The organism is Vibrio cionasavignyae (genome assembly GCF_050337155.1).
Lineage (GTDB): Bacteria > Pseudomonadota > Gammaproteobacteria > Enterobacterales > Vibrionaceae > Vibrio > Vibrio nomapromontoriensis.
In genome coordinates, this window is sequence record NZ_JAKJSR010000034.1 from 1 (window position 1) to 24,162 (window position 24,162).

A 24,162-nucleotide genomic window follows, 5' to 3' on the forward strand; every position below is an offset into this window, starting at 1 on the left:
TAAAGAACATCTCTTCACTTGGTTAAGCAATTTGCTTTCCGTTTGAAGAGGCGGCCATTCTAGCGAGATATTCTTTCGTGTCAAACACTTTATTGATTTATTTTTTACTTATTTCAAAAACAAATCCTGAAATCTCTTTTGGCTAGAAGCCTTACTGAACATTGCCTTGAACCCTTGTGGGCTCTGCCGTGTCAGTGAGGACGCATTATAGAGGTCAGCATCACATTGGCAAGCGTTTTTTTGAATAAATTGCAAAAATAGCGGTTATTTATTAAAAACCATCCCAAAGGCTTATTTATCCCAATTTACCCTCAACTCAAATACAGGTTATCCACAGAGTTATTAAAAAAAGAGGGCTTTCGCCCTCTTTTTTACATCTTAATAGTTAGATTCCAGAGCCATCTTGCTCATCATCTTCTTCATGTAGTCCACATTCTCGCTTTAGACCATTAAACCGCGTCTCTTCTTCTTTCATGCCAGGCACCCACTTTTGAGTTGTGTGCGTATCACCGATAGATAAATAGCCTTCTTCTTTAAGAGGGTGGTAACTCAGCTCATGCGAATGAAGATAATCTTCTATATTTTGGTTGGACCAATCAATAATGGGAAGAAATTTAAAGCGTCCATTTTGAATAGCTAACACGGGTAAACTCGAACGACTCTCTGCTTGCTCTCTTCTTAAACCGGAGAACCAAGTTGTAACCTTGAGCTCTTCAAGCGCACGCTTCATCGGTTCCACTTTATTAATGAGGTTATACTGCTTAATCCCCTCTATCCCCTGCTCCCATAATTTACCATATCTAGCTTCTTGCCAGCTTGGACTAATCTTCGCACTATATATATGCACATTAAGGCCAAGTTGCTGGGTAAGCTGATCAATAAATTGATACGTTTCAGGAAACAAGTACCCTGTATCGGTGAGTATCACTGGCACATCATTCCTAACCTGGCTTACTAAGTGAAGCATCACCGCTGCTTGCATACCAAAACTAGAACTAAGAACGTGCTGTCCAGGTAAGTGCTCGAATGCCCAGGCGATACGTTGCTCTGCACTTAACGATTCTAGATGTCCGTTGAGTTCGGCCAACTTGAGGATTTGCTCGGTCTTGGTCAAAGACAATAATGTTTCTAGTTTATAGCCCTCTTCAAATTTAAGCATAGAAATCCCTCTTTGACACTTTGACTTCCTCGATCACGCCCGTTCTTATTACGAAGTCACCAAATGCTTCCTTGTTGGTACGTTTTTGAGCCCACTCTCCAACCAAGCTATCAAGCTCCTGCAAGATTTGCTTATCAGTAATGTTCTCTTTATACATTTTCGGTACACGGGTTCCCGCTTTATTGCCGCCAAGATGAAGATTATAGCGACCAGGTGCTTTACCCACTAAACCAACTTCAGCCAACATCGCTCGTCCACATCCATTAGGGCAGCCAGTAATACGTAAGATAATGCTCTCTTCTTTAGGTATTTGATGTTTCGCTAACAGGTCTTCAACCTCAGTAACAAATGATGGAAGAAAACGCTCTGCTTCCGCCATTGCTAAAGGACAGGTTGGGAATGCCACACATGCCATTGAATCTTTACGCTGCTCGCTCACTAGATCATCCATCAAGCCATGCGCGCGCGCTATCTTTTCAATCTTGGTTTTCTGCGTTTTACTTACCCCTGCCACTATCAGATTCTGATTTGCGGTCATTCTGAAATCACCCTTATGAATCTTGGCTATTTCAGCGACGCCTGTCTTTAAAGGTTTTCCAGGGTAATCAAGTAAGCGACCATTCTCTATGAATAAAGCTAAGTGGTGTTTACCGTCTATTCCTTCAACCCATCCAATACGATCACCACGTTCTGTAAATTCATATGGTCGACTTTTAGAGAAAGCGATACCTGCTCGCTTTTCCACTTCAGCTTTAAATACGTCTATCCCTACGCGATCTAACGTATATTTGGTTTTCGCATTTTTACGGTTAGAACGATTGCCCCAATCACGTTGAGTCGTTACCACCGCAGCTGCGACATCTAAAGTATGTGCCAGTGGGATAAAACCAAAGTCATCAGCACGTCGTGGGTATGTCGACAGGTCACCATGCGTCATTGCCAAACCACCACCGACGAGAACATTAAAGCCAATAAGCTTGCCAGCATCTGCGATGGCGACAAAGTTCAGGTCATTTGCGTGGACGTCCACATCATTTTGAGGAGGGATAACAACGGTTGTTTTGAATTTCCTTGGTAAATAGTTACTACCAAGAATGGGTTCTTCTTCAGTGGTTTCGACCTTTTCACCATCTAACCAAATTTCTGCGTATGCACGAGTCTTAGGCAATAAATGTTCGCTGATTTTTTTTGCCCACTCATAAGCTTCTTGATGAAGCTCAGATTCAACCGGGTTAGTCGTACACAACACATTTCGGTTAACATCGCCAGCCGTAGCAATGGAATCAATACCAATACTATTCAACGTCTGGTGCATCAGTTTAATATTAGGCTTCAATACGCCATGAAACTGAAACGTTTGACGAGTCGTTAAACGAATACTGCCGTAGAGACTATGGTCTGAAGCAAACTTGTCGATAGCTAACCATTGTTTAGGAGAAATGATCCCGCCAGGCATACGCGCTCGTAACATTACGTTGTGTAGAGGTTCTAACTTTTGCTTGGTGCGTTCATTTCGAATATCACGGTCATCTTGCTGATACATACCGTGAAAACGAATTAGTTGGAAGTTATCAGCTGTAAACCCACCAGTGATTTGATCGGTTAAATCCGATTCAATCGTGCCTCGTAGGTGATTACTCTCTCGCTTCAAGCGCTCGTTATCAGCTAATGGGCCCAACACTTGGCCTAAGACTTCTTGTTTGCTCATTAGTACACATCCTTTTGATAACGTTTTGCTTTTCTTAACTCGTTTATATATTCCTCAGCTTCAGCTAAATCTTTGCCGCCATATAGCTTTGCAATTTCAACCAAGGCCGTATTCACATCTTTTGCCATATGGGTCGCATCTCCACATACATAGATATGCGCACCTTCCTGCAGCCATTGCCAAACTCGTTCACCTTGCTCCAGAAGGCGATGTTGAACATAAACTTTCTCATGCTGATCACGACTAAACGCAACATCTAAACGATCCAATACGCCAGACTTAAGGTACTTTTGCCACTCTACTTGATATAAGAAATCTTGAGTAAAGGTCCTGTCACCAAAGAACAACCAGTTCTTACCTTTCGCGTCTTTATTTTCACGCTCTTGAATAAAGCTTCGGAAAGGTGCGATACCTGTCCCAGGCCCCACCATAATAATGGGGGTATCATTGTCGTCTGGAAGTTTAAATTGCTTGTTATGTTCAACAAACACTTTAACCTCACCACCTTCTTCTAGCCCTTTAGCTAAGTGGTAAGAAGCCCCTCCGTATCGGGTTTCTTCTCCTTTGTCATACTCCACTAACGCCACCGTCAGGTGAACTTCTTCATCCACTTCTGATTGGCTTGACGCGATCGAGTATAAACGTGGTGTTAGACGACGCAGTATAGACAGCAGCGATGTGGCATCGAGTTTGGTTTTCTTCTCTTTGAGTACATCAATCACTTGAGTTTCAGCTGAATACTCTCTTAGCTGATCTTTATTCTCGACTAATTTCAGCAGTTTTTTACTACCTGATAACTCGGCATATTTGGTAATAAGCTGCGGATTTGACGCTGTCACTTCGTAGTTCTTAATTAACGCTGTACGCAATGAGACACTTTCACCATCAACATCGACACTTTCAATGCCAGATAAATTAGTCTGTGCAAGAATCGCATCCACCAGCTCGCTACTGTTTTCAAACCAAACACCCAGTGCATCCCCCGCTTGGTAGGTCAGCCCAGAGTCTTCTAAATCAATTTCAATATGACGAACATCTTTACCTGAATCACGCCCGGTAATTTTTTGGCTTGTTAACAGTGTCGCAGTATAAGGGTTCTGCTTAGTATACGACGCAGCAGCACCTGCCGTTGCGACAGGTAACGTCACAACATCCGCAGGTTGAGACGATAAGTCATCTTTGATCACTTCGAGCGCTTTAAGGCGCCATTCTGCTGCTGAAACGTCGTAGTCAACATCACAGTCCAACCTTTCGATGAATGGAGTTGCGCCTTGCTTCGTTAAAAATGCATCAAAATCCTTACCTGTTTGACAGAAAAACTCGTAGCTTGAGTCACCAAGACCAATCACACCAAATTTTAGATTGGTGAGTTTAGGGACTTTTTTAGACTGCAGAAACTCATGTAATTCAATCGCATTGTCTGGTGCTTCGCCTTCACCATTCGTCGACGCAACAAAAATAACGTGAGTTTCTTTCGCTAAGTTTTTGCCTTTATAGTCACTTGCATCGAACAACTGTGCGGAAATACCGTGAGCAGAAGCTTCTTGCTCAAGCGCTTCCGCTACACCTTTAGCATTACCAGTTTGAGAGGCGTAAATAATAGTCAGCTTACCCGCGGGGGCAGCAGCAACGGCAGAAGTCACGGCACTGGCGACAGGGGTCAATTGTGCTGAGTTTTGAGATTGGCTTAATCCCCAAAAGTACCCACTTACCCAGGCTAATTGGTTAGAAGATAAAGCGGTTGATGCTTGCTGTAGTTGAGATAACTGCTGATCATTAATAGGAGCAGCTAAACCCGGTAATTGTTGTTGTGTATTTCCATTTGATGACATAGTCACGACATCCCTAATCATTGCGTGACGATAGATTAACCAACCATTTTAATAACAAGAAAGAATAGATATGAATGTTTTATAACTTTTTGGAAGAAAGGAATAGTTTAAGGTGGGTTACTTAGCTTCAATACGTACCTGAGAAAAGCCTACAGCAAGAGCCGATTTTGAGGCTTTATCGAGATCAAGGTACTGACACTCAGCTCCATGAATGTCGGTTAACATAAGGAAGCCACCCTGTTTGTGGCGAAATTCCACTACCCACCCACCATCAAGCTCGGAAGGCTCGATAATCGCTTCGGCTAACAAGTCCTGATGATAAAGGTGCTTCAATTCGGTTATGGTCATAATTACTCCCTAAATATACCGCTCGCCTATCTACGTAGGTTGATTAGTATAACTATAGCAAGTAGCGGCACATTCGCCTGTTTAGTTGTTGCGAACATGTTAACCTTCACGTGCAACAAAGCGATGATAAACCCATAAAGCAATGACAAAAGCAACAATCCAAGGAAGCAACTGAATAACCACTCCCATCATCCCCAGCACAAACATAACAGCAAAAGAAGCTACAATGGCTAATGTGACCGTCACAAACGTCACACCAGTCATGACTAACATCCCAAAAAATACCATAAGAAAAATCAGCTCAAACATATCGCCTCCTCAGGCTCAAACTAAACAGTGAAACACACAAACTACTGTACAAACTAACTGCACAAACCGTTCCAGTTTTTAAGTAACTGATTTAGTTGAACTTACAAAACAAAAAAACTCCAACTAGCGTCAAAGCCAGCTGGAGTTGGTATTTTTTACCACAACATTGGTAAATTTAAACGTCGAGTTCTTTTGGAATTTTAGTCAGTGCTGTTTGAATCACTTCCACACCTGCACCTTTTTTATGAGCATTTTCACTAATATAACGACGCCACTGTCTACCACCTGGCATTGCTTGGAATAAACCAATCATATGTCGGCTGATATGACCTAGATTAGAGCCATTAGCAAGCTGCTTCTCGATGTAAGGGTACATCTCTTCTACAACCTGACTGCGCTTTTTCACAGGCTTGTCTAAACCAAAAACCTTTTGGTCTACTTCCGCAAGTAGATAAGGGTTTTGATACGCTTCTCTACCAATCATCACTCCATCAAGGTGTGCCAAATGCTCCAAAGATTCGTCCAGTGTTTTAACGCCGCCATTCATACCGATCTGTAAATGTGGGAAGTCTTTCTTAATCTGGTAAGTTCGAGGATAATCGAGCGGTGGGATCTCTCGGTTCTCTTTTGGGCTCAAACCACTCAACCATGCCTTACGAGCGTGAATGGTAAAGTCTTGACAACCACCTTGCTCTGAAACGATAGAAACAAAGCGCGTCAGAAACTCATAAGAATCCTGATCGTCAATGCCAATACGTGTCTTTACCGTAACAGGAATCGACACAACCGCTTTCATTGCAGCAATACATTCCGCAACCAGTTCAGGCTCTCCCATAAGGCAGGCACCAAAACGGCCGTTCTGTACCCTATCCGACGGACAACCAACATTGAGGTTAATTTCATCATAACCACGCTCTTGGGCAAGCTTGGCACAAGTCGCTAAGTCGATTGGGTTTGAGCCACCTAACTGCAACGCGACTGGATGCTCTTCTTCGCTGTAAGTTAAGAAATCCCCTTTACCATGGATAATGGCACCTGTTGTGATCATCTCGGTATACAGCAAGGCTTGCGAAGAAAGCAAACGATGGAAATAACGACAATGCCTATCCGTCCAATCGAGCATGGGCGCAATTGAAAGACGGCTTGAATGGAAATCGCTTGTGTTGTCTGGCTTCATCATTGTTTTACCTAAGTTTTAACCACTCAAATCCGCTTTGAATATCATGGGTACTTTGCCTAAATTAGTCCCATAGTCCCCGTAAGATAGGAGGACAACGGAATGCTTTCTCTATCAATGAAAAAACGGTCGCGACAAAACGGGGAATTCCGCTACAAGGCAACCATCATCGTGAAGAAAAAGCAGGCAATAATACACAGAGAATTAAGAACTTTCAAAAAGAAAGAGCTGATGTCAACCCGCTTGAAACCCTCCACCTAGACACTACCCCTTGATAAATTTATGACTAGTAAGGATTTTACTGATTTACAGAATAGTACTGCGTGTACCAAACGCTATGTCATCGACATGTTTAATAGCTGGTAATTAAGACCCAGCCATAGCACTACTCTAAACCTGGGTTGTCTTTTTCTCTTTCAAGCTGATTTACCTTTGTGGTGATAACTTCATCCCCCCCTCTTTATATCTAACCCTTCCTTGCCTAATACAAGGAAGGGTTACCATGTTCTTTTTACTCCCCAACCTGTACAACGACTCTTCGCTCACCACTACTCAATAAAACCAGCCTGCACTCCCAAGCCCCACGATAAAATATAACACAATGAAAAATATAAATAAAAACACAAAAACCAAGTGTTAATATCAAAGAAAACAGCCGATACGCTTAGCAATATGTGTATTTGGCCTATGATGATCCTTTTACTTGTAGAGCTGTACATTAGGTCGTTAAATATCTCTTCAGAATTAGTCGACTCAAAGTATGACTTTTGATCTCACCTCGGAGTTGGCCAATAATCTATGTGACAGAAGCATCGCAATCCATGAATCTATCTGCCGTTCCCCACACGACAATAACGATCTGTGTAGGGAAATAGTATAAGATGTAGGGATATCGCTTAGGTAGGTGGTCATGTGAATCAACAGTTAATCCAACAAGTCGAAGATATTTGTGCTGCTCGTGGTGTTCGCTTAACGCCACAACGTCGCAGTGTCTTTGTTCTAATTTGTGAAAATAAAAAGGCATCAAGTGCTTATGAACTACTGGAGCAATTAAAGGCCAGTGAACCTAAAGCCAAACCGCCAACCGTATATCGCGCTCTTGATTTTTTATTGGAGCAAGGGTTTATCCATCGCGTTGAATCGACAAACAGCTTTGTCTCATGCTGTTCATTTGGCGAACATAAGCATTTTTCTCATCTTCTGATTTGTGACAAATGCGGCAATGTCGTTGAACTACAAGATGATAATCTGATAGCCTTGTTGAATAGCAACGTTGATAAATATGGCTTTCAATATTCCAACCACGTTATAGAATCTCATGGTACTTGTCAGACGTGTTCGTCATTGGAAGATCACACTTAGATAGAAGAAGTTATGCGCGCTGAATTTGTAAACCCGTTTTTAGCCTCACTCATGAATGTGCTAAAAACAATGGCTTCAATGGAGATAAAGCCATTAAAACCCAGAATTAAAAAAGATGAGGTTGCACGTGGAGACGTGTCCGGTCTTATTGGAATGGTAGGAACGCAATCTCGCGGCTCAATGTCAATTACCTTTGAAGAAGGGTTGGCACTGGAGATCATGCAAAAAATGTTGGGTGAGCGCCCTCATGGCTTAAATGAAGAAGTGACCGATATGGTCGGTGAAATCACCAACATGGTCACTGGTGGTGCAAAGCGTATCCTAGCAGAGAAAGGCTTCGATTTTGACATGGCGACCCCTGTGGTCGTTTCGGGAAAGGGGCATACCATTCGACACAAGTGTGATGGAGCCATCATCATCATGCCATTTACCTCAGAATGGGGTAACGCATTTATTGAAATTTGTTTCGAATAACGATTAATTTCGAAGAGCCATTTTTCGAAGAAGCTTGTCGAACACACCTCGATGTTGCTCACTCATAAAAAATGCCAGTCCTTAGATGTGACTGGCATTTCTCGTTGTTAAGCTCGTTAACCGTGTAAGCGATTATCCGCTTAATCTCCCGCGACTTTCATTGACTCAATCAAGATTGAACCAGTTTGAATCTGCGAGCGAGTTTCAACGTCACTACCAACAGCAACGATATTTTTAAACATCGTTTCCAAATTAGAAGCAACGGTAATTTCAGATACCGGGTATTGGATCTCGCCATTTTCCACCCAGAATCCAGCGGCCCCGCGTGAATAATCACCCGTGACGGTATTGACTCCCTGCCCCATGACTTCAGTCACTAGCAAACCAGTACCGAGTGTTTTAAGCATGGCATCAAAGTTTTGCCCAGTATTTTTTACGTACCAGTTATGAATACCACCAGCATGACCGGTTGGCGTCATATTCATTTTTCGCGCCGCATAACTGGTTAATAAATACGTCGCCAGTTTCCCATCTTTAATAATTTCTAGGTCTTGAGTAAACACCCCTTCACTGTCAAATGGGCTAGATGCTAAACCGCGAAGTACATGTGGTTTTTCTTCGACTTGAAACCACTCTGGCAGAATAGTTTCACCCAGTTTATCAAGTAAAAATGAGGATTTTCGGTAGAGATTTCCACCACTAATCGCCATGACGAGGTGGCCCATCAATCCCGTTGCCACATCATTGGCAAACAATACAGGGTACTTACCCGTTTTTATTTTCTGAGGGTCTAATCTTTGAATGGTTTTGGATGCTGCTTCTTTACCCACTCGTTCAGGGGACCAAAGGTCATCGATATGGCGGGCAAGCGTATAGCTATAATCACGCTCCATATCACCATTTTTACCCTGACCGATAACGCTACAGCTGATACTGTGGCGGCTAGACGCATAGCCTGCAAGCAAGCCGTGACTATTACCATAGACTTTAACACCGTAATGACTGTCATAACTCGCGCCGTCGCTTTGCTTAATCTTATCACTGTAAGATAATGCCGCTTTTTCTGCTTCAATGGCTCGCTGTGCTGCAACATCAGGATTCGGTTCATCAGGATGGAAAAGATCAAGGTCTGGAATGTTGGAGACCATCAACTCTTTCGGTGCAGGTCCTGCAAACGGATCTTCTGACGTATATTGTGCAATATCCAGCGCTGCGGCAACGGTCTGCGCAATGGCTTTTTCACTCAGATCTGATGTCGAGGCACTACCTTTACGCTGACCTCGGTATACCGTGATGCCAAGAGCACCATCACTGTTAAACTCAACGTTTTCAACTTCGCACATACGTGTTGAGACGCTTAGTCCGGTACTTTTTGTAATGGCGACTTCCGCGGCGTCGGCACTCACAGATGCCATGTCCAAAGCTTTTGCTACCGCGGCTTCCAGCTCAGCTTGCTGCTGAGCAACTTGCTCTCTTACGTCCATAATCCATCTAACTTTTATCAATTATCTTTGCCTAGAATAACAAGCTTTTCGCTTTCTCCCCAGATTTCTTGCTAAAATAGGCAATATTCGTAACGAGATAGTGATATAGGCAGAAAACATGGCTCGCAAAAATCAGAAAGCACCGTGGGAAGAAGAAGAAGAAATCATTTGGGTAAGTCGAACCGAAATGAAAAATGACATGGAAGCGTTACAAAAACTAGGCGAAGAGCTTGTAGGGTTAAAACCTTCCGTGTTAGCAAAATTCCCGCTTAGCGATGACCTAAGAGATGCAATCAAAGACGCGCAACGTTTTAAAAACGAAGCTCGCCGTCGTCAGTTACAATACATTGGCAAAGTCATGCGTAATGTTGATCCAGAGCCTATTCAAGCAGCACTGGATAAAATCCGCAATAAGCACTCTCAACAAACAGCAGCATTGCATAAGTTGGAAGAGCTAAGGGACAAGATTGTAGAAGAAGGCGATTCAGCTATTGCAGAAGCCTTAGACTCGTATCCAGATCTCGACCGCCAACGCTTGCGCCAACTTGCTCGTCAAGCGAAGAAAGAGAAATCAGCCTCTAAGCCAGCTAAAGCGTTTCGTGAAATTTTCCAAATGCTAAAAGCGGAAGAAGAAGCAAAAGAAGAAGCGCTAGCACAAGAGCAAGACCAAAACAGCTAGAGTCAATTTAAACAGTGGGAGCGAACTCGCTTTCACTGTTTTCTTCACTCTTTTTACCACCGCGCCACATCGTCGATTTTAATGCTGCGCCGCAAGAACAAATTTGGCTAACTCAGCATGGTCATGATGACTGTTCAATGCCTCAATGTTACCCACCATCGATATACTCCCCTTAGAAAGATAAGCAAAACGATGAGCAATTGCCTTTGCGTCATTCAAGTGATGCGTCACCATGACAACCGTAATAGCATTGTCCTCAGCCAGATTTTTTACCACCGACAGCATCTCTTTCCTCAACAGTGGATCGAGCGCAGAAAAAGGTTCATCTAATAGCCACAATGGCCGAGATTGAACAAAACAGCGAGCTAAGGCTACCCGTTGCTTCTGCCCGCCAGATAACTCTGAAGGTAAGCGAGATAAGTAGTCTTGTAGCCCCACCTTGCTTGCTGCTTCCTTTACTTTCTTTAGGACTTCAGGCGTCAGTTTAAGCGAAGGGTGAATACCAAGAACAATATTGTCTTGAACGGTAAGATGCTCAAAAAGGTTATTATCTTGAAATAGCATCGCCAGCGGTCGCTGATGAGGTTCCAATGACAACATTGACTGCCCTCCGATAAGGATCTCACCCGATTCCGGGGCGCAAAAGCCAGACACCATTGCCAGTAATGTTGATTTACCTGCACCACTTGGCCCAATTAATGACAATATTTCACCTCGTTTGACCCCTAAGGTGAACTCAAACCATTCTCGATGATAGCGATATCTTGTTTGCTTCAATTCCAGCATCATGTTTATTGCGACTCCCGATGTCTATTTTTCACTACTAGGCGATCGGTCAGTGAGAACATCCCAATACTTATCGTAAATAACACCAATGAAACCACCGCGGCGGCCTGCATTTGATAACTTCCCAATAGTTGATAAAGATACAAGGGAAGCGTTTTAAAATCTTGACTACCAAACAATGCAATCACGGTTAAATCCCCTAACGAGAGGATAAAACTCATTGAAAAAGCATGCAGCAATGGCGCTCTTAACGCTCGCCACTCCATACTAAAGAATCGCGCAACCCCTAAGATACCAAGACTCTGCCAAAGTAGATGATACTGGGTTGCTAGTTGAAGCATGGGCTGGCTGAGCGTTTTAATCACAAACGGCAGAGCCATTAACGCGTTAACCATGACAACAATCACCACGGCTAAACTAAATACATCCGTCATACCACGCAACATCAAGAATGTTGCCGTGCTCAGTACTAGTGCAGGTGTCACCAGTATCACTGTACCAACCAATTCAATTTTATCGGCAAGGCGGGAGCGCTCTTTCAGCCGCAACATTCGCGTGGAACTCACTATCAAGACGCCCACAATCAAAGCAATCACCGCGGAGAACATCGCCACTTGCAAAGACGAAAATAGCGACTGCCAAAATATAGCATCCGTTAATACCGTATAGGCTTTGTGATTCAATCCACTAAGGACCACCATCAATAAAGGCGGTATGACAAGCAATAGACTTGCGATGATCCAAAAAGCATCCCAAAGCCGCTTATTCCAGGTATCTGATGATTGAATCGGCGCGGCATGACAAAAAGTGCTCGCCCCCTCCAATACTTTACTAAAGCGTCCTACAAGCAAGACCAATACGGAGCAAGTACCCATTTGCCATATCGCTAATACCGCCCCAACCTGCAAGTCAAAGTCGAACTTAATGGCTTGATAAATAGCCAGCTCAATAGTCGTCGCTTTCGGCCCTCCTCCCAATGCCATGACCGTCGCGAAACTGGTAAAACAAAGCATGAAAACGAGTCCTACAACATGAGGTAAATGCTGCTTAAGCCTTGGCCACTCAACAAACTTAAAGCAATGCCAACTTCCCATTCCCAGATGTTTTGCCAGTTTACGCTGCTCACTAGGAACACTTTCAATCGTCATCAATAGCAAGCGTGTTGCAAACGGCAAATTAAAAAACACATGGGCGATCAAAATGCCATTTAGTCCGTATATGGAAAAAGGCAGTTTGGTATTGAATAGCCCTAAGGCCTGAGCGACGACCCCCTGATTTCCGTACACAGCAAGAATACCAAACACGCCTACTAGCACAGGTAAAACAAGGGTTGTTCCAAACACTTTAAGCAAAAAGTTTCGGCCGAAAAATCGACGACGTGACAGCGCATGCGCCACCGGCAAAGCTAAGCCGACACTCAAGCCAGTAGAAAGAGTGGCTTGAAAGAGGCTAAATTTGGCGACATGAAGATAGTAGCTATCCGTAATTAAATCACTGAAATTGGCAAGTGATGAATAAGATAACAACGTCCAAAGCGATGCCACCACATAACTGGCGATGATGATGACAATGACAATGCCTGTTTTTGGTGTACGTATCACATAGACCTCGAAAAAAGCGGCCCAATATAGGCCGCTGTGTAAACGTATTTAACTCAACCATTTTGGCTTTAGTCTATCACTGAATCACCAATACTACTGGATTAGCGCAGATTGCCACTCACGAATCCAAGCTTTACGGTTTTTTGCTACTTCATCTGGCGTAAAGGTCAGCGATTTACTCGGTACGGTAAGTGCATCAAACCCTGTAGGTAGATCACGGTCCACAACTGGATACATCCAATTGCCTGTGGGAATTTGAGACTGAAAGTCATCAGACACGACAAACTGCATAAATTCATCGGCTAATTTGTCATTTTTGGTATTGGCAACCTTAGCGGCGACTTCGACTTGAGTATAATGCCCTTCCACAAAATCCGCCGCGGCGAATCGAGCATCTTGCTCAGCGATTAGGTGATAAGCTGGCGATGTGGTGTACGATAATACCAAATCTGCCTCGCCTTCTAGAAACATGGAATACGCTTCAGACCATCCTTTTGTCACGGTAACGGTTTTTTTCGCTAACTGCTGCCACGCCTCACTGGCGTCATCGCCATACACAGACTTCATCCATAGCAGTAAACCTTGCCCAGGCGTCGAGGTTCTTGGATCTTGGTAAATCACACTAAGATCATCACGATCTTCAATCAAAGCTTTAAGACTGGTAGGTGGCGTTTTTACTTTGTCTTTGTTGTACACAAACGCAAAGTACCCGTAATCGAAGGGGACAAACACATCGTCACTCCAGCCATTGGGCAATACTAAATTATCGGTATCAACCTTGTGGTTCGCGAGTAGACCCGACGCTTTAGCTTCGCTCATTAAATTATTATCAAGACCTAACACCACATCCGCTTTTGAGGAAGCACCTTCAAGGCGTAAACGATTCAAGATCGATACACCATCATCCAAAGCAACCAATTTCAGCTCACAATCACATTGAGCTTCGAACGCTTTTTTAATCGCAGGACCTGGCCCCCAGTCTGACGCAAAAGAGTCATAGGTATAAACCGTTAATGTCGATGCACTTGCCACTTGTGTGAGCGCCAGAAGGGAAGTAGCAATGGCTACTTTAGATAAACGGATGCAGTTCACTCATTCTATCCTTAGTTATTGTTTTATCGTCCAAACAGCCTTTGCACCGAAGTATCAGTAGCAAAGCTCAGTAACAACATTGATGATGAATTGTAACCGCTGCATCACATATTCACCATCCTTATTCCTTTATCTTTGGTCGTACCCCCAACGCGGTACCAAAGCTTGCTCAATGCCCATGTGATCGAGTACTCGCGCGACAATAAAATCAACCAAATCATCAATGCTCTTAGGTTGATGATAAAAACCAGGCGCTGCTGGCATAATCGTGACACCCATGGTGGACAGTTTATGCATATTCTCCAAATGCAATGTCGAGAACGGCGTTTCACGCACGACCAACAACAACTGTCCGCGCTCTTTCAATACCACATCCGCAGCACGTTCAATAAGGTTGTCAGACATGCCATGCGCTATGGCCGCCACACTTCCTGCTGAGCAAGGACAAATGATCATTTGCTTAGGCGCTGCAGAGCCAGATGCAACGGGGGAAAACCAATCTTCCTTGCCACACACCACAAGTTTTTCTGGCTCGCAATTAAGGCGCGCCACCAGCTGCTTATGAGCTGCATCAGGACCACTAGGTAATTTGATATCATGCTCTGTTGCTAACACCACTCGCGCCGCTGAAGAAATCAATAAGTGCACGGTATAATCCGCCGCTAAAAGACATTCCAGCAACCTCATTCCATAAGGTGCACCAGAAGCACCGGTAAACGCGAGCGTGATAGCCTTGTTGGTTGCGTTCATTAAGCCAATCTCTCTAATAGTTTCTGATGAATACCACCAAACCCACCGTTACTCATTACCAGAATTTGGTCACCAGCTTGCGCTTTAGATTGAATCGCTGCGACTAACTCATCCACGCTGTTTCTAATTACTACTGGCTGAGAACAGCTAGCGGCGATATCGTTGACGGACCAGTCAATGTTATCCGGTTGCAGCAAAAACACCTCATCGGCATGCTGAAGAGAATCGGCAAGTTTATCTTTATGAACACCTCGCTTCATCGTGGCTGAACGAGGCTCTAATACCGCTAAAATACGCTTTTCACCCACCTTATTCCTCAACCCTTCAAGGGTGAGCTGTATTGCCGTGGGGTGATGAGCAAAATCATCGTAAATTTCAATTTGGTTCACTTCACCTTTGAATTCAAGGCGACGCTTGGTATTAATAAACTTAGTTAATGCAGCACAGGCAAGCTCAGGCGTCACGCCAACATGCCTTGCGCCAGCAATAGCCATCAGTGCATTATCCACGTTATGATCACCGACCAAATCCCACTTCACTTCCCCCACTTTGTCGCCATGTAAGTAAACATCAAAATGAGACCCATCTTTATGTTGTTTCAGCGCATTCCAGTCAGCTGAAGGTCCGGTATGCTCGACCTCACTCCAACAACCTCGTCCTAGCACATCTTGAATTGCGCTATCACCTGCCGGAGCTAAGATTCGACCATTCCCCGGCACCGTGCGTACCAAGTGATGGAACTGCCGTTTTATCGCTTCAAGATCATCAAAGATATCCGCATGGTCAAACTCAAGATTGTTCATGATGAGGGTTCGTGGATGGTAGTGAACAAACTTGGATCGCTTGTCAAAGAAAGCGCTGTCATACTCATCAGCCTCGACAACAAAAAACATCGACTCACCTAGCCTCGCCGACTGACCAAAATTGCCCAGAACGCCTCCGACTAAAAAGCCTGGCTGATAGCCACACTCCTCTAAAATCCAACTTAACATGCTCGACGTGGTGGTTTTACCATGAGTTCCAGACACAGCAATAACCCAGCGGTCGTGAAGCAAGAACTCTTGTAACCATTGAGGACCCGAGGTGTATTTGAGATTTCGATTCAATACATACTCAACACAAGGGTTACCGCGACTCATTGCATTACCGATCACAACTAAATCTGGCGCAGGATCCAACTGACTAGGGTCGAAGCCCTCAATAATTTCAATTCCCTGAGACTCAAGAAGTGTGCTCATAGGGGGGTAAACGTTAGCATCACTACCAGTGACTCGATGGCCTAACTGTTGAGCTAGAACGGCAGCGCCACCCATAAAGGTGCCACAGATACCAAGAATATGAATATGCATGTTGGGTTCTCTATTGTTCACAGTGCTTCTTTTTGCTTTCGCTATATATACCCAAACCACGCGATAAAAGCGAGGAAGTTAACAGTTACGCGGCATTTTGTGACTTCCATCATACAAACACCCCATTTGTAAGGTTACTTCATTACCATTAAAAAGTTCTGCCCCCTACAATATTCCATGTGTGTAGATGAATACCCCCAACTCGTTCACTCACACTTCTCCCCCAAGATAATAGTTAGCAGATTAAAGGAAAGACCATGTCTGAAATGCGCACCCTAGGCGAATTTATTGTTGAGAAACAAAACGACTTCCCCCATGCCAGTGGTGATTTATCATCCCTTATCTCTTCAATTCGACTTGCCGCAAAAATTGTAAACCGAGAAATTAATAAAGCAGGCCTTGTCGATATCACCGGTGCAGTAGGTACTGAGAACGTACAAGGTGAAGCACAGCAAAAGCTGGATCTTTATGCTAATGATAAATTTAAAGCGGCACTTGAAGCTCGTGACCAAGTTTGTGGTGTTGCCAGTGAAGAAGAAGATGAAGCTGTAGCCTTTAATAAAGAACTGAATAAGAACGCAAAATACGTCGTGCTAATGGATCCTCTTGATGGTTCTTCTAACATCGATGTAAACGTATCTGTCGGCACTATCTTCTCCATCTACCGTCGAGTCTCACCAATTGGTACGCCTCCCACTCAAGAAGATTTTTTACAGCCAGGAAATAAACAAGTCGCTGCTGGTTATGTTGTCTATGGTTCTTCAACGATGCTGGTTTACACCACAGGTAAAGGCGTCAACGGTTTCACCTACGATCCCTCTATCGGTACCTTCTGTCTATCCCATGAAAACATGATGATTCCTGAAGATGGTTCGATCTATTCCATTAACGAAGGTAACTACATCCGCTTCCCTATGGGCGTGAAAAAATACATCAAGTACTGCCAAGAAAATGAGCCAAGTGAAAACCGCCCATATACCTCGCGCTATATCGGTTCTTTGGTGTCAGATTTCCACCGCAACCTGTTAAAAGGCGGTATTTATCTGTACCCGAGTACGCAAAGCCACCCGAGCGGAAAGCTTCGTTTGCTGTATGAGTGCAACCCAATGGCCTTCATTATGGAACAAGCTGGCGGAACAGCCTCTGATGGTAATCAGCGTATTATGGATATTAAGCCAACAGAACTTCACCAGCGAGTGCCTTTCTTTGTAGGCTCAAAACGTATGGTAGAAAAGGTTGAATCTTTCTTGGAAGAATACCCAGAGCAATAAATTTTCTACAAATTAAACAAATTAGAAGTGTCTCTCAGTGAGGCACTTTTTGTTTTAATTTTCAGCGTATATACTTTATTTAACCCATTTGAATGATAACGCCTATCCTTAATATCTATAGGGATTTAGAATCAAGAAGGAAGATCCAAATGAGCTTAAACCACGTACCTGCCGGTAAGTCACTACCTGATGATATTTATGTCGTCATTGAAATCCCGGCGAACGCCGACCCGATAAAATATGAAGTGGATAAAGACTCTGGTGCTGTCTTTGTCGACCGATTTATGTCCGCACCTATGTTTTATCCCTGCAACTATGGTTATGTTAACGACACGCTTTCACTCGATGGCGACCCTGTGGATGTTCTCGTCCCAACACCGTATCCACTCATCCCAGGTTCTGTCATTCGCTGTCGCCCAGTGGGCGTTCTGAAAATGACGGATGAATCGGGCGAAGATGCTAAAATTTTTGCTGTTCCGCACAGCAAAATATCAAAAGAGTACGAACACATCCAAGATGTAAATGATATTCCTGAGCTACTTAAAGCCCAAATTACCCAGTTTTTTGAGCGTTATAAAGAACTAGAGCCAGGTAAATGGGTAAAAGTAGAAGGGTGGGCTGATATTCACGCCGCTCGAGAGGAAATCATCAGCTCCTATGACCGAGCACAACAAAAATAGTCACCATCAAAAAGCGCTCTTTATGAGCGCTTTTTGATTATACTCACTTAACGCTGGAACATCATTCTATCAGCGCTTAGCTCTAGATTGCTTCCCTCGCCAATATTCTTCCAAATAGGTACGGCTAACATCTTGGCAAATCCCGTAGTAAATCTTACCACTCAACCCCAAAACAAATGGGTCCTGCTGGCAATACGTCTCCTTTCCTAACGCATACCCCATTTGATATTGCTTATATTGAGCAAGACTCAAAGAGGGCGTATCCTGCTCCAACTCACTACGATCTTTGATAACGTAGCCTTTCATGGCCCAAGCTTGGCCAAACTCTTGCCATGCTTGGTTATCATCACCTGTTGGTGGCTGTAATTGAACACACCCTACCATCAGTAGCCCTAAAATCAGCACGCTATAATTTTTCATGGCTAACCTCACGCAAACTTTCAGCTTAGTTAATCGGTCTTATAACTTATTAACTGTAGCAGCATCTCTCGAGTTAAACGGCCATCAATCAACTTCAAATTGGTATAAGAAGACCACAGAGCTATAGAGCCCCGACACCGCCTCAACATAAAAATCTTCAATAATGCGATAACGGATAGTGAACTCACCCAGTGAGTTAAAGATGCCGACGCCATACTTTACCTGCAAGCCCGGTAATACATAGCCACTAACGGTAACTTGAGAGTCATCCCCCGTACCAGCGGTATCTAATTGTAGGTCTTGAACCCCAAACGCTTGACCAATTTCACCGACCACCTTGCCGCTTTTTGCCAAACTTAAACCAATTAGCGTCGTTGTCAGCGCATTGCCTCCAGTCTCACCATCGATGTCTTGACCACGAAGTAGATAAGATAAAGCATTCGCCTGTGGCATCGTTGGGTCTGAGAATATCTCGATTTTCGGCTGCGTTGCCAACCCCGTTACTTTCACACCAGCTGTCACATCATCAGCGGTAGTGTCTGGGTTTCGGATGGCTTTAATATTGACGTAAGGTTGGTCCACAGGTCCGGTCATCAGGATCTTACCTTCATCGATGAGTAAGTCCTGTCCAAAAGAGTTATAAGAACCATTCACAATGTTCACTTCCCCTTGGATAAATGGCCCTTTATCTTTTTGAGAGACATGAAGCTTGCCGCGCAAACCACCTTTAAGACCAAAAGCAGAGACGGTGAAATCATTACCAATAGAGATTGAAACGTCAGTTTCAATATTGAAAGGTACTGGTATTGAATCGTCTTGCGGTGTTAAGTCAGCATTGAGTATCACCTGATCACTAGACACTGCCACCGCACTTGGTGGCAGCTCTTCGACTACAATGCGTCCCCATGGTAAACCAATGCTACCAGTGACTTTAGCCAGCTTTGGTGTGGCCTCAATGGTCATATCAGGTACCACTTTCACTTTGACCATTGGTGGCACATCGACCTTTAATTCTTCAGCAAAGACTCGCAGTTTTGTTCGCCAATCTTGTAGATCTTGCCAATTCCCGTCGCCGTTGATCAACAGTTCGCCATCGGTGGTCTGAATTTTTGCATCAAGCTTACCATCATAACCATTGAGATTAAGCACAAGTCCACCAGACTCCACCTGTATCGGAGAAATATCACCTTTCAGTGATAAGTCTTCTACTTTAAGATCGCCGTACAATTGAGGGTGCAGAGCATCGCCTTTTATCTGAATAGAGGATGATAAGTTAGCTTGCAGCTTGTTAAATTCACCAATGATGGGCTGTAAGAAGTCAAGATTAAACGTGGAGAGATTTAGCTCGCCTTCAATTTGCTTGTCCTCTTCCAGTACATTAGGCAACGTCACTTTGCCTGATAGGTCGCCATTATCGGTAACATCAAGTAACCAAGATGCATCCAATTGGTCATTGGCCAAGTTGGCTTTGAGTTCTATCGACTCCCACCCAACCACAAGCGGGATTTCTAACTCCTGAGTTACCTGCCCTTTTGGTAATCTAACGTCTACTTTCACTTCAGGCGAGACCTCTGGTGCCCATTTCGCCCATATGGTGGCGCTGGCCGAACCTTCTAGGCGGGTTTGCTCAGGAACATACGCTTTAATCTGTTCAAAATTGAAGTTCTTCAACGTGACCAACGCTTCACCCGACGTGCCGGCTTGAATATCCTTTTCTAAACAAACACGCGACTCTGACTGCTTCCAACAGTGGGCGCTGACGTCAGCACTTTGTTTGTCTACATCAACTTTCACTTGAATCGGGTTTTGCAGGTGTAACGGCCCTTGCTCCGTTTCAAAGTGAGCGCTTGCTAACTCACCTGTCCATATCAAACTCGGCTTATCAATGAGTTCACCGACAACACTTAACTGAGCGGAGAGTAACGTTGAAACCAGATCTAAGTCCAGTTCATGTTTTGCCTGCGTGCCTTGTAAACTGACATCGAGTGAATCAACTTTGTGTTCTTGATATTGAATTCCCGAGGCCTGCAAACGAATATCGGCTTTGGCCTGATCTATAGGCAATGGTTTCGCTTCACCGGAAAGCGATAACGTGTCGATACTCGCCTCTTGCTGCCATTTAGCCTTCTTAACCTGCAGATCTAAACGAACATCAGGCTCTTGCATCTTACCTTTTAGGGCGATGGTGCCGACCAACAAACCTTGTAACTCAGGGACAGTCTTGGCTAGATCAGGAAAGTCGATGGCGACATTCATATCCCAATTTTTACGCAAGCTGCCTTTCGCGCTCATATTGTTTGGGCCATGCGCTAACGACAAGCCATCCGTATTGACACTCAGCTCTCCTGATCCTGACTTGTCCGCAGCCTCTACTTGCCCTTTTACCAATAATGGGTAATCTCGCAAAATACCGACGATGTCGAGTTTAGGCACTTGTACTTGCCAGCCACCAGCGTCGGTCAACGCACCTGAAGTCACGATTTGGCCACTAATGTCTCCTTCGGCTTCTGGCCATTGCAGCCCTGGCTGAATATGCGACAGCATCATGTCCGCCTTCCAATTGACAGGCGCTTCCCAATTCGCCATGACCGAACCTTGAATGGAGCCACCGAGAGAATTGATCGTCAACGTTTCAAGATTAATCTGTTTAAGATCGCCTTTACCTTGTAATTCAACCGCAACATCTGGAATTGGCTTGCCCGATGCCTGTGTTTTTAACACTACTTCGTAGCTGTCCAGCGACCCTTTGGCTTTAAGCTGGTCAACAATAACCTGATACTCACTCTCACCTTTCAAAGGCCACGCAGCCTTGCCATCCGACAAAACAACATCAAACGGTAACGTAGGCGCTAATGGCTGAATATTCCCAGATAAAGCGGCGTCAATAACCCCTGAAAAATGACTATCCAGGTGCAAGTCACCAACACTGCCCTTAGCGGTAAGCGCCAGTTTTTGTCCAGTAAGATCTGTTTCTTTTAATTGGGCATCCAAAGTGATGTCAAGGGGGTAATCTTTTATTAGCGCAACGTTGCCAGACAAAGAAGCATCAACCTGCGGCATGGCTAATTCAAGACTTTCGACATGAACATCATGTTTACCCGCGAAGCCTTGCAACCCAAGGTGATGGACAACAATCGGCTCTTCTTGCTGTAAGGTAAAGTCTCGAATATCAAGGCGAGTAATATTGACAAATAAAGGAATGAGGACTTCTGGCAACTCAATTGCGCGCGCAGGCTCTGCCGTTGCAGGATTCTTAACGGCTGTCGAGGTCTCTGCAGCTACAGCGGTATTCGCCATCGCGGTATTTTTCTTAGTCGCGATCTCTGGTACCTCTTCTGCCGGAGGTAACGCTACGCTCGGGGTCGCAAGCAGGGTTTTACCTATAGATAATTTCGAACCGGTCATAGAAAGCGATGTCGTAAAGCTGTCCCAACTCACTTTTGTGCCCAAAATATCCAGTTTAATATCTTCAAGATTCACCTTACCGATCGCGATTGGAATTGGCGTCGATATACTGGTAATCGGCTCTGAAGGTTCAGGAGAAGGCTCACTCGGCGCGATTTCAGGCATGGAAAAGTCTAACCCATGAACCGACAGCTCATTCACACACACTCGAGGGTCGCTGAGACAATTTAGATCAACCGCCAGCGTCAGTGAATCCGCCGCTAAGTCGATAAATAGAGATTCATCTTTAAACGTCACGTTGTTTAAAGTAAAACGAGGGAATAACGCCCCTTTGGTTGACTCCACTTTAAGCTCAGGTAGCGCTTGGCTTGCTCCCCATAAAATGGCCGTTAACCCAGTATTGGTAAACAGTGCAAAAGCAAGGGTGGCCAGCAATAGTGTCACAATCAATATGAACGTCACTGACAGCCACTTTGTTACTCGCCAAACTTTTAACATCATAACTCTGGCCCTAAACTAAAGTGAACTCGCCATTCTGCCTCAGGCTTTTGATCGAGTCCCTTGGCAAAATCGAATTTAATAGGCCCAACAGGCGATACCCAACGTATCCCAACACCCGCACCACGCTTCCAAACTGGCGTGTCATCAAAGGCATCACCCACATCAAAGAACGTTGCCGCCCACCAGTTATTGTAGATACGGTATTGATACTCAAGCGTGCTGGTTGCTAAATATTGGCCACCGGTCTTGGTTCCACCAGTATCAACAGGGGAAATACTCTCATAGTCATAACCCCTAACACTGTTGTCACCACCCGCGTAGAAACGCAAAGATGGCGACAGTTTCGAAGGGTCATCGGCAATATTGGCACCCACATCAACCTTAAATATGCCGCGATGGTTTTCGCCAATACTGCTGATCCATGTTGAGGTTCCTCGCATTCTAAACACCGAGGTTTCTGATAACGCCCGCTTATCACCCACCTCGAACATAATGGTTTGTTTATTACCACTCATTGGCAATACGCCACCACGAGACACAACGCGTGAATAAGAAAGCCCCGGTAAAACAAACTGGCCAACATCGCCTTCTAAATTACGCTCATAATCTTCGACTAAATAGCGGATGTAAGCGGTACGGTGCCAACCACTATCAAGCACCCAGTGCCTTTCAAAACCTAAGTTAGACTCTAGAGTCTTTTTATCCGAACGATTGACGTTTTTCAGACCATACTGAATCACGTAATAATCTCGCAACACATCATCTAATGGAATTTTATAGGCAGCAGTGACCTGTTGTTCAGGAATGGATAAATCAAGACTGGTATTAAAGCTGTGACCACGAGAGTTAATCCATGGCTTTTTCCATTTAAATTTAACTTTTGCTCCGACATCGGTCGAATAACCTAAACCCGTTTCAAATTGATTTTTTACCTGCGGCGCTAGTGACACCTTCATCGGCAACTCTCGACCCTTGCCAACCTGCTCCAAGTCGGGCTCAACAAACACCGACGAAAACCACTCGGTGTTCGACAAACCTTGGTTATATTCCCCCACCTTTCCAACCTGATAGTAATCACCACTTTTATATGGCTGTAGTGATTGCACACGGTCAATATCTATCTGGCTACCTGTGATCGTGGAAGACCCAAATTTATAACGAATGCCGCTATCAAAATGTAACCGAATGAATGCTTGATTGAGCTCTGGCACAACTTCGAGGCGACTCAATGTGTACGCGCCGTCAAAGTAGCCTTTTTGCAAGGCTAAATTGCGAAGACTCGACTTTAACATGTCATATTCACCTTGATTGAGTACCCGCCCTTCTTTGACTGGCGTCACTCGAATCAAACGCAAAAAGTCGGCGTCTTCTTTCGCCTCTCCGGTGAGTTCAACATCCACCAGTTTAATTCGCATCGGTTGCCCTGGCGTTACTGCCACAGTTAATTCATCTTGCTGGTCATTGATCGAGAACTGAATCTCAGCATGGTAGTAACCTAACGCATTCAACGCTGAGTTAATTTCTTTGGTAATACGAGATTGAAAGCGCAGCGAAGTAGAGTATTCGCTAGGGGAAATCGCGGACACATACGCATCCACATTATCTTTTAAGGGGCCGCTCAATCCATTGATGTTCAACTCGATATCTTCAGCTGCCATGAGTGACATTGAAGCGATCATGAACATTAGCGGTGGAAAAACTCTCTTTATCATGCTTTATTGTCGAGACTGAAGTTCGCTATTTTTATTATTACGTTAAATGATAACGCTGTTCAA

20 protein-coding genes are annotated in these 24,162 nt (G+C 44.4%); 5 read left to right on the forward strand and 15 right to left on the reverse strand.

The window, feature by feature from the left end; all coding sequences use genetic code 11:
* Nucleotides 1–385: 385 nt before the first annotated feature.
* The 6 genes from L4D74_RS22985 to dusA all read right to left on the reverse strand — a co-directional run bounded on the left by L4D74_RS22985 (nucleotide 386) and on the right by dusA (nucleotide 6,533).
* Complete coding sequence (locus L4D74_RS22985) at nucleotides 386–1,159, reverse strand: phosphoadenylyl-sulfate reductase (protein ID WP_428754778.1); 774 nt, start codon at nucleotides 1,157–1,159, stop codon at nucleotides 386–388.
* Nucleotides 1,152–2,867 carry an assimilatory sulfite reductase (NADPH) hemoprotein subunit gene (cysI, locus tag L4D74_RS22990; RefSeq protein ID WP_428754779.1) on the reverse strand — a complete coding sequence of 572 codons (1,716 nt, stop codon included), beginning with the start codon at nucleotides 2,865–2,867 and terminating at the stop codon, nucleotides 1,152–1,154. The genes L4D74_RS22985 and cysI overlap by 8 nt, the downstream gene beginning before the upstream one ends.
* Entirely contained in the window at nucleotides 2,867–4,720 is a 1,854-nt protein-coding gene (locus tag L4D74_RS22995) for an assimilatory sulfite reductase (NADPH) flavoprotein subunit (RefSeq protein ID WP_428754780.1), read from the reverse strand. The genes cysI and L4D74_RS22995 overlap by 1 nt, the downstream gene beginning before the upstream one ends.
* Before the next feature lie 96 nt (nucleotides 4,721–4,816).
* Complete coding sequence (locus L4D74_RS23000; RefSeq protein WP_428754781.1) at nucleotides 4,817–5,047, reverse strand: thymidylate kinase; 231 nt, start codon at nucleotides 5,045–5,047, stop codon at nucleotides 4,817–4,819.
* 99 nt (nucleotides 5,048–5,146) lie between these two features.
* Nucleotides 5,147–5,356 carry an envelope stress response protein PspG gene (locus tag L4D74_RS23005; protein ID WP_428754782.1) on the reverse strand — a complete coding sequence of 70 codons (210 nt, stop codon included), beginning with the start codon at nucleotides 5,354–5,356 and terminating at the stop codon, nucleotides 5,147–5,149.
* A 175-nt stretch (nucleotides 5,357–5,531) separates the two neighbouring features.
* A complete protein-coding gene (dusA, locus tag L4D74_RS23010; protein WP_428754804.1) occupies nucleotides 5,532–6,533 on the reverse strand; it encodes a tRNA dihydrouridine(20/20a) synthase DusA in 1,002 nt (333 codons plus the stop codon).
* A gap of 912 nt (nucleotides 6,534–7,445) precedes the next feature.
* Here dusA and zur point away from each other — a divergent pair.
* Nucleotides 7,446–7,895, forward strand: coding sequence for a zinc uptake transcriptional repressor Zur (zur, locus tag L4D74_RS23015; RefSeq protein ID WP_428754783.1), 450 nt, complete (start codon nucleotides 7,446–7,448; stop codon nucleotides 7,893–7,895).
* Between the two features lie 12 nt (nucleotides 7,896–7,907).
* Nucleotides 7,908–8,369: a chemotaxis protein CheX gene (locus L4D74_RS23020; protein WP_250619358.1), complete on the forward strand. Its 462-nt coding sequence runs from the start codon at nucleotides 7,908–7,910 to the stop codon at nucleotides 8,367–8,369.
* 140 nt (nucleotides 8,370–8,509) lie between these two features.
* On the opposite strand, the gene pmbA is transcribed toward L4D74_RS23020, so the two are convergent.
* A complete protein-coding gene (gene pmbA / locus L4D74_RS23025; protein WP_428754805.1) occupies nucleotides 8,510–9,853 on the reverse strand; it encodes a metalloprotease PmbA in 1,344 nt (447 codons plus the stop codon).
* Nucleotides 9,854–9,971: 118 nt separating this feature from the next.
* On the opposite strand from pmbA, the gene yjgA reads away from it, so the two are divergent.
* Nucleotides 9,972–10,532: a ribosome biogenesis factor YjgA gene (gene yjgA / locus L4D74_RS23030; RefSeq protein ID WP_265677656.1), complete on the forward strand. Its 561-nt coding sequence runs from the start codon at nucleotides 9,972–9,974 to the stop codon at nucleotides 10,530–10,532.
* 78 nt (nucleotides 10,533–10,610) lie between these two features.
* Here yjgA and thiQ read toward each other — a convergent pair whose 3' ends face one another.
* The 5 genes from thiQ to mpl form a co-directional block, all read right to left on the reverse strand.
* Nucleotides 10,611–11,318, reverse strand: coding sequence for a thiamine ABC transporter ATP-binding protein (gene thiQ / locus L4D74_RS23035; protein ID WP_428754806.1), 708 nt, complete (start codon nucleotides 11,316–11,318; stop codon nucleotides 10,611–10,613).
* A 5-nt stretch (nucleotides 11,319–11,323) separates the two neighbouring features.
* Nucleotides 11,324–12,919 carry a thiamine/thiamine pyrophosphate ABC transporter permease gene (gene thiP, locus L4D74_RS23040; protein ID WP_428754784.1) on the reverse strand — a complete coding sequence of 532 codons (1,596 nt, stop codon included), beginning with the start codon at nucleotides 12,917–12,919 and terminating at the stop codon, nucleotides 11,324–11,326.
* A 93-nt stretch (nucleotides 12,920–13,012) separates the two neighbouring features.
* On the reverse strand, nucleotides 13,013–14,002 hold the full coding sequence (gene thiB, locus L4D74_RS23045) for a thiamine ABC transporter substrate binding subunit (protein ID WP_428754807.1): 990 nt from the start codon (nucleotides 14,000–14,002) through the stop codon (nucleotides 13,013–13,015).
* Between the two features lie 138 nt (nucleotides 14,003–14,140).
* A complete protein-coding gene (locus L4D74_RS23050; RefSeq protein WP_428754785.1) occupies nucleotides 14,141–14,761 on the reverse strand; it encodes a flavin prenyltransferase UbiX in 621 nt (206 codons plus the stop codon).
* On the reverse strand, nucleotides 14,761–16,110 hold the full coding sequence (gene mpl, locus L4D74_RS23055; protein ID WP_428754808.1) for a UDP-N-acetylmuramate:L-alanyl-gamma-D-glutamyl-meso-diaminopimelate ligase: 1,350 nt from the start codon (nucleotides 16,108–16,110) through the stop codon (nucleotides 14,761–14,763). Before mpl ends, L4D74_RS23050 begins: the two co-directional genes overlap by 1 nt.
* A 257-nt stretch (nucleotides 16,111–16,367) precedes the next feature.
* Between mpl and fbp the strand changes: the two genes are divergently transcribed.
* Nucleotides 16,368–17,381 (forward strand): class 1 fructose-bisphosphatase, encoded by a 1,014-nt coding sequence (gene fbp / locus L4D74_RS23060; protein ID WP_265677661.1) that lies wholly within the window; start codon nucleotides 16,368–16,370, stop codon nucleotides 17,379–17,381.
* Between the two features lie 149 nt (nucleotides 17,382–17,530).
* On the forward strand, nucleotides 17,531–18,061 hold the full coding sequence (gene ppa, locus L4D74_RS23065) for an inorganic diphosphatase (protein ID WP_265677396.1): 531 nt from the start codon (nucleotides 17,531–17,533) through the stop codon (nucleotides 18,059–18,061).
* Nucleotides 18,062–18,130: 69 nt separating this feature from the next.
* Here ppa and L4D74_RS23070 read toward each other — a convergent pair whose 3' ends face one another.
* From L4D74_RS23070 to tamA, 3 genes are all read right to left on the reverse strand, one after another.
* Nucleotides 18,131–18,481 (reverse strand): DUF2799 domain-containing protein, encoded by a 351-nt coding sequence (locus L4D74_RS23070; protein ID WP_265677395.1) that lies wholly within the window; start codon nucleotides 18,479–18,481, stop codon nucleotides 18,131–18,133.
* Nucleotides 18,482–18,565: 84 nt separating this feature from the next.
* Nucleotides 18,566–22,384 carry an autotransporter assembly complex protein TamB gene (gene tamB / locus L4D74_RS23075; protein WP_428754809.1) on the reverse strand — a complete coding sequence of 1,273 codons (3,819 nt, stop codon included), beginning with the start codon at nucleotides 22,382–22,384 and terminating at the stop codon, nucleotides 18,566–18,568.
* Entirely contained in the window at nucleotides 22,384–24,099 is a 1,716-nt protein-coding gene (tamA, locus tag L4D74_RS23080; protein ID WP_428754786.1) for an autotransporter assembly complex protein TamA, read from the reverse strand. The genes tamB and tamA overlap by 1 nt, the downstream gene beginning before the upstream one ends.
* Between the last annotated feature and the right edge of the window lie 63 nt (nucleotides 24,100–24,162).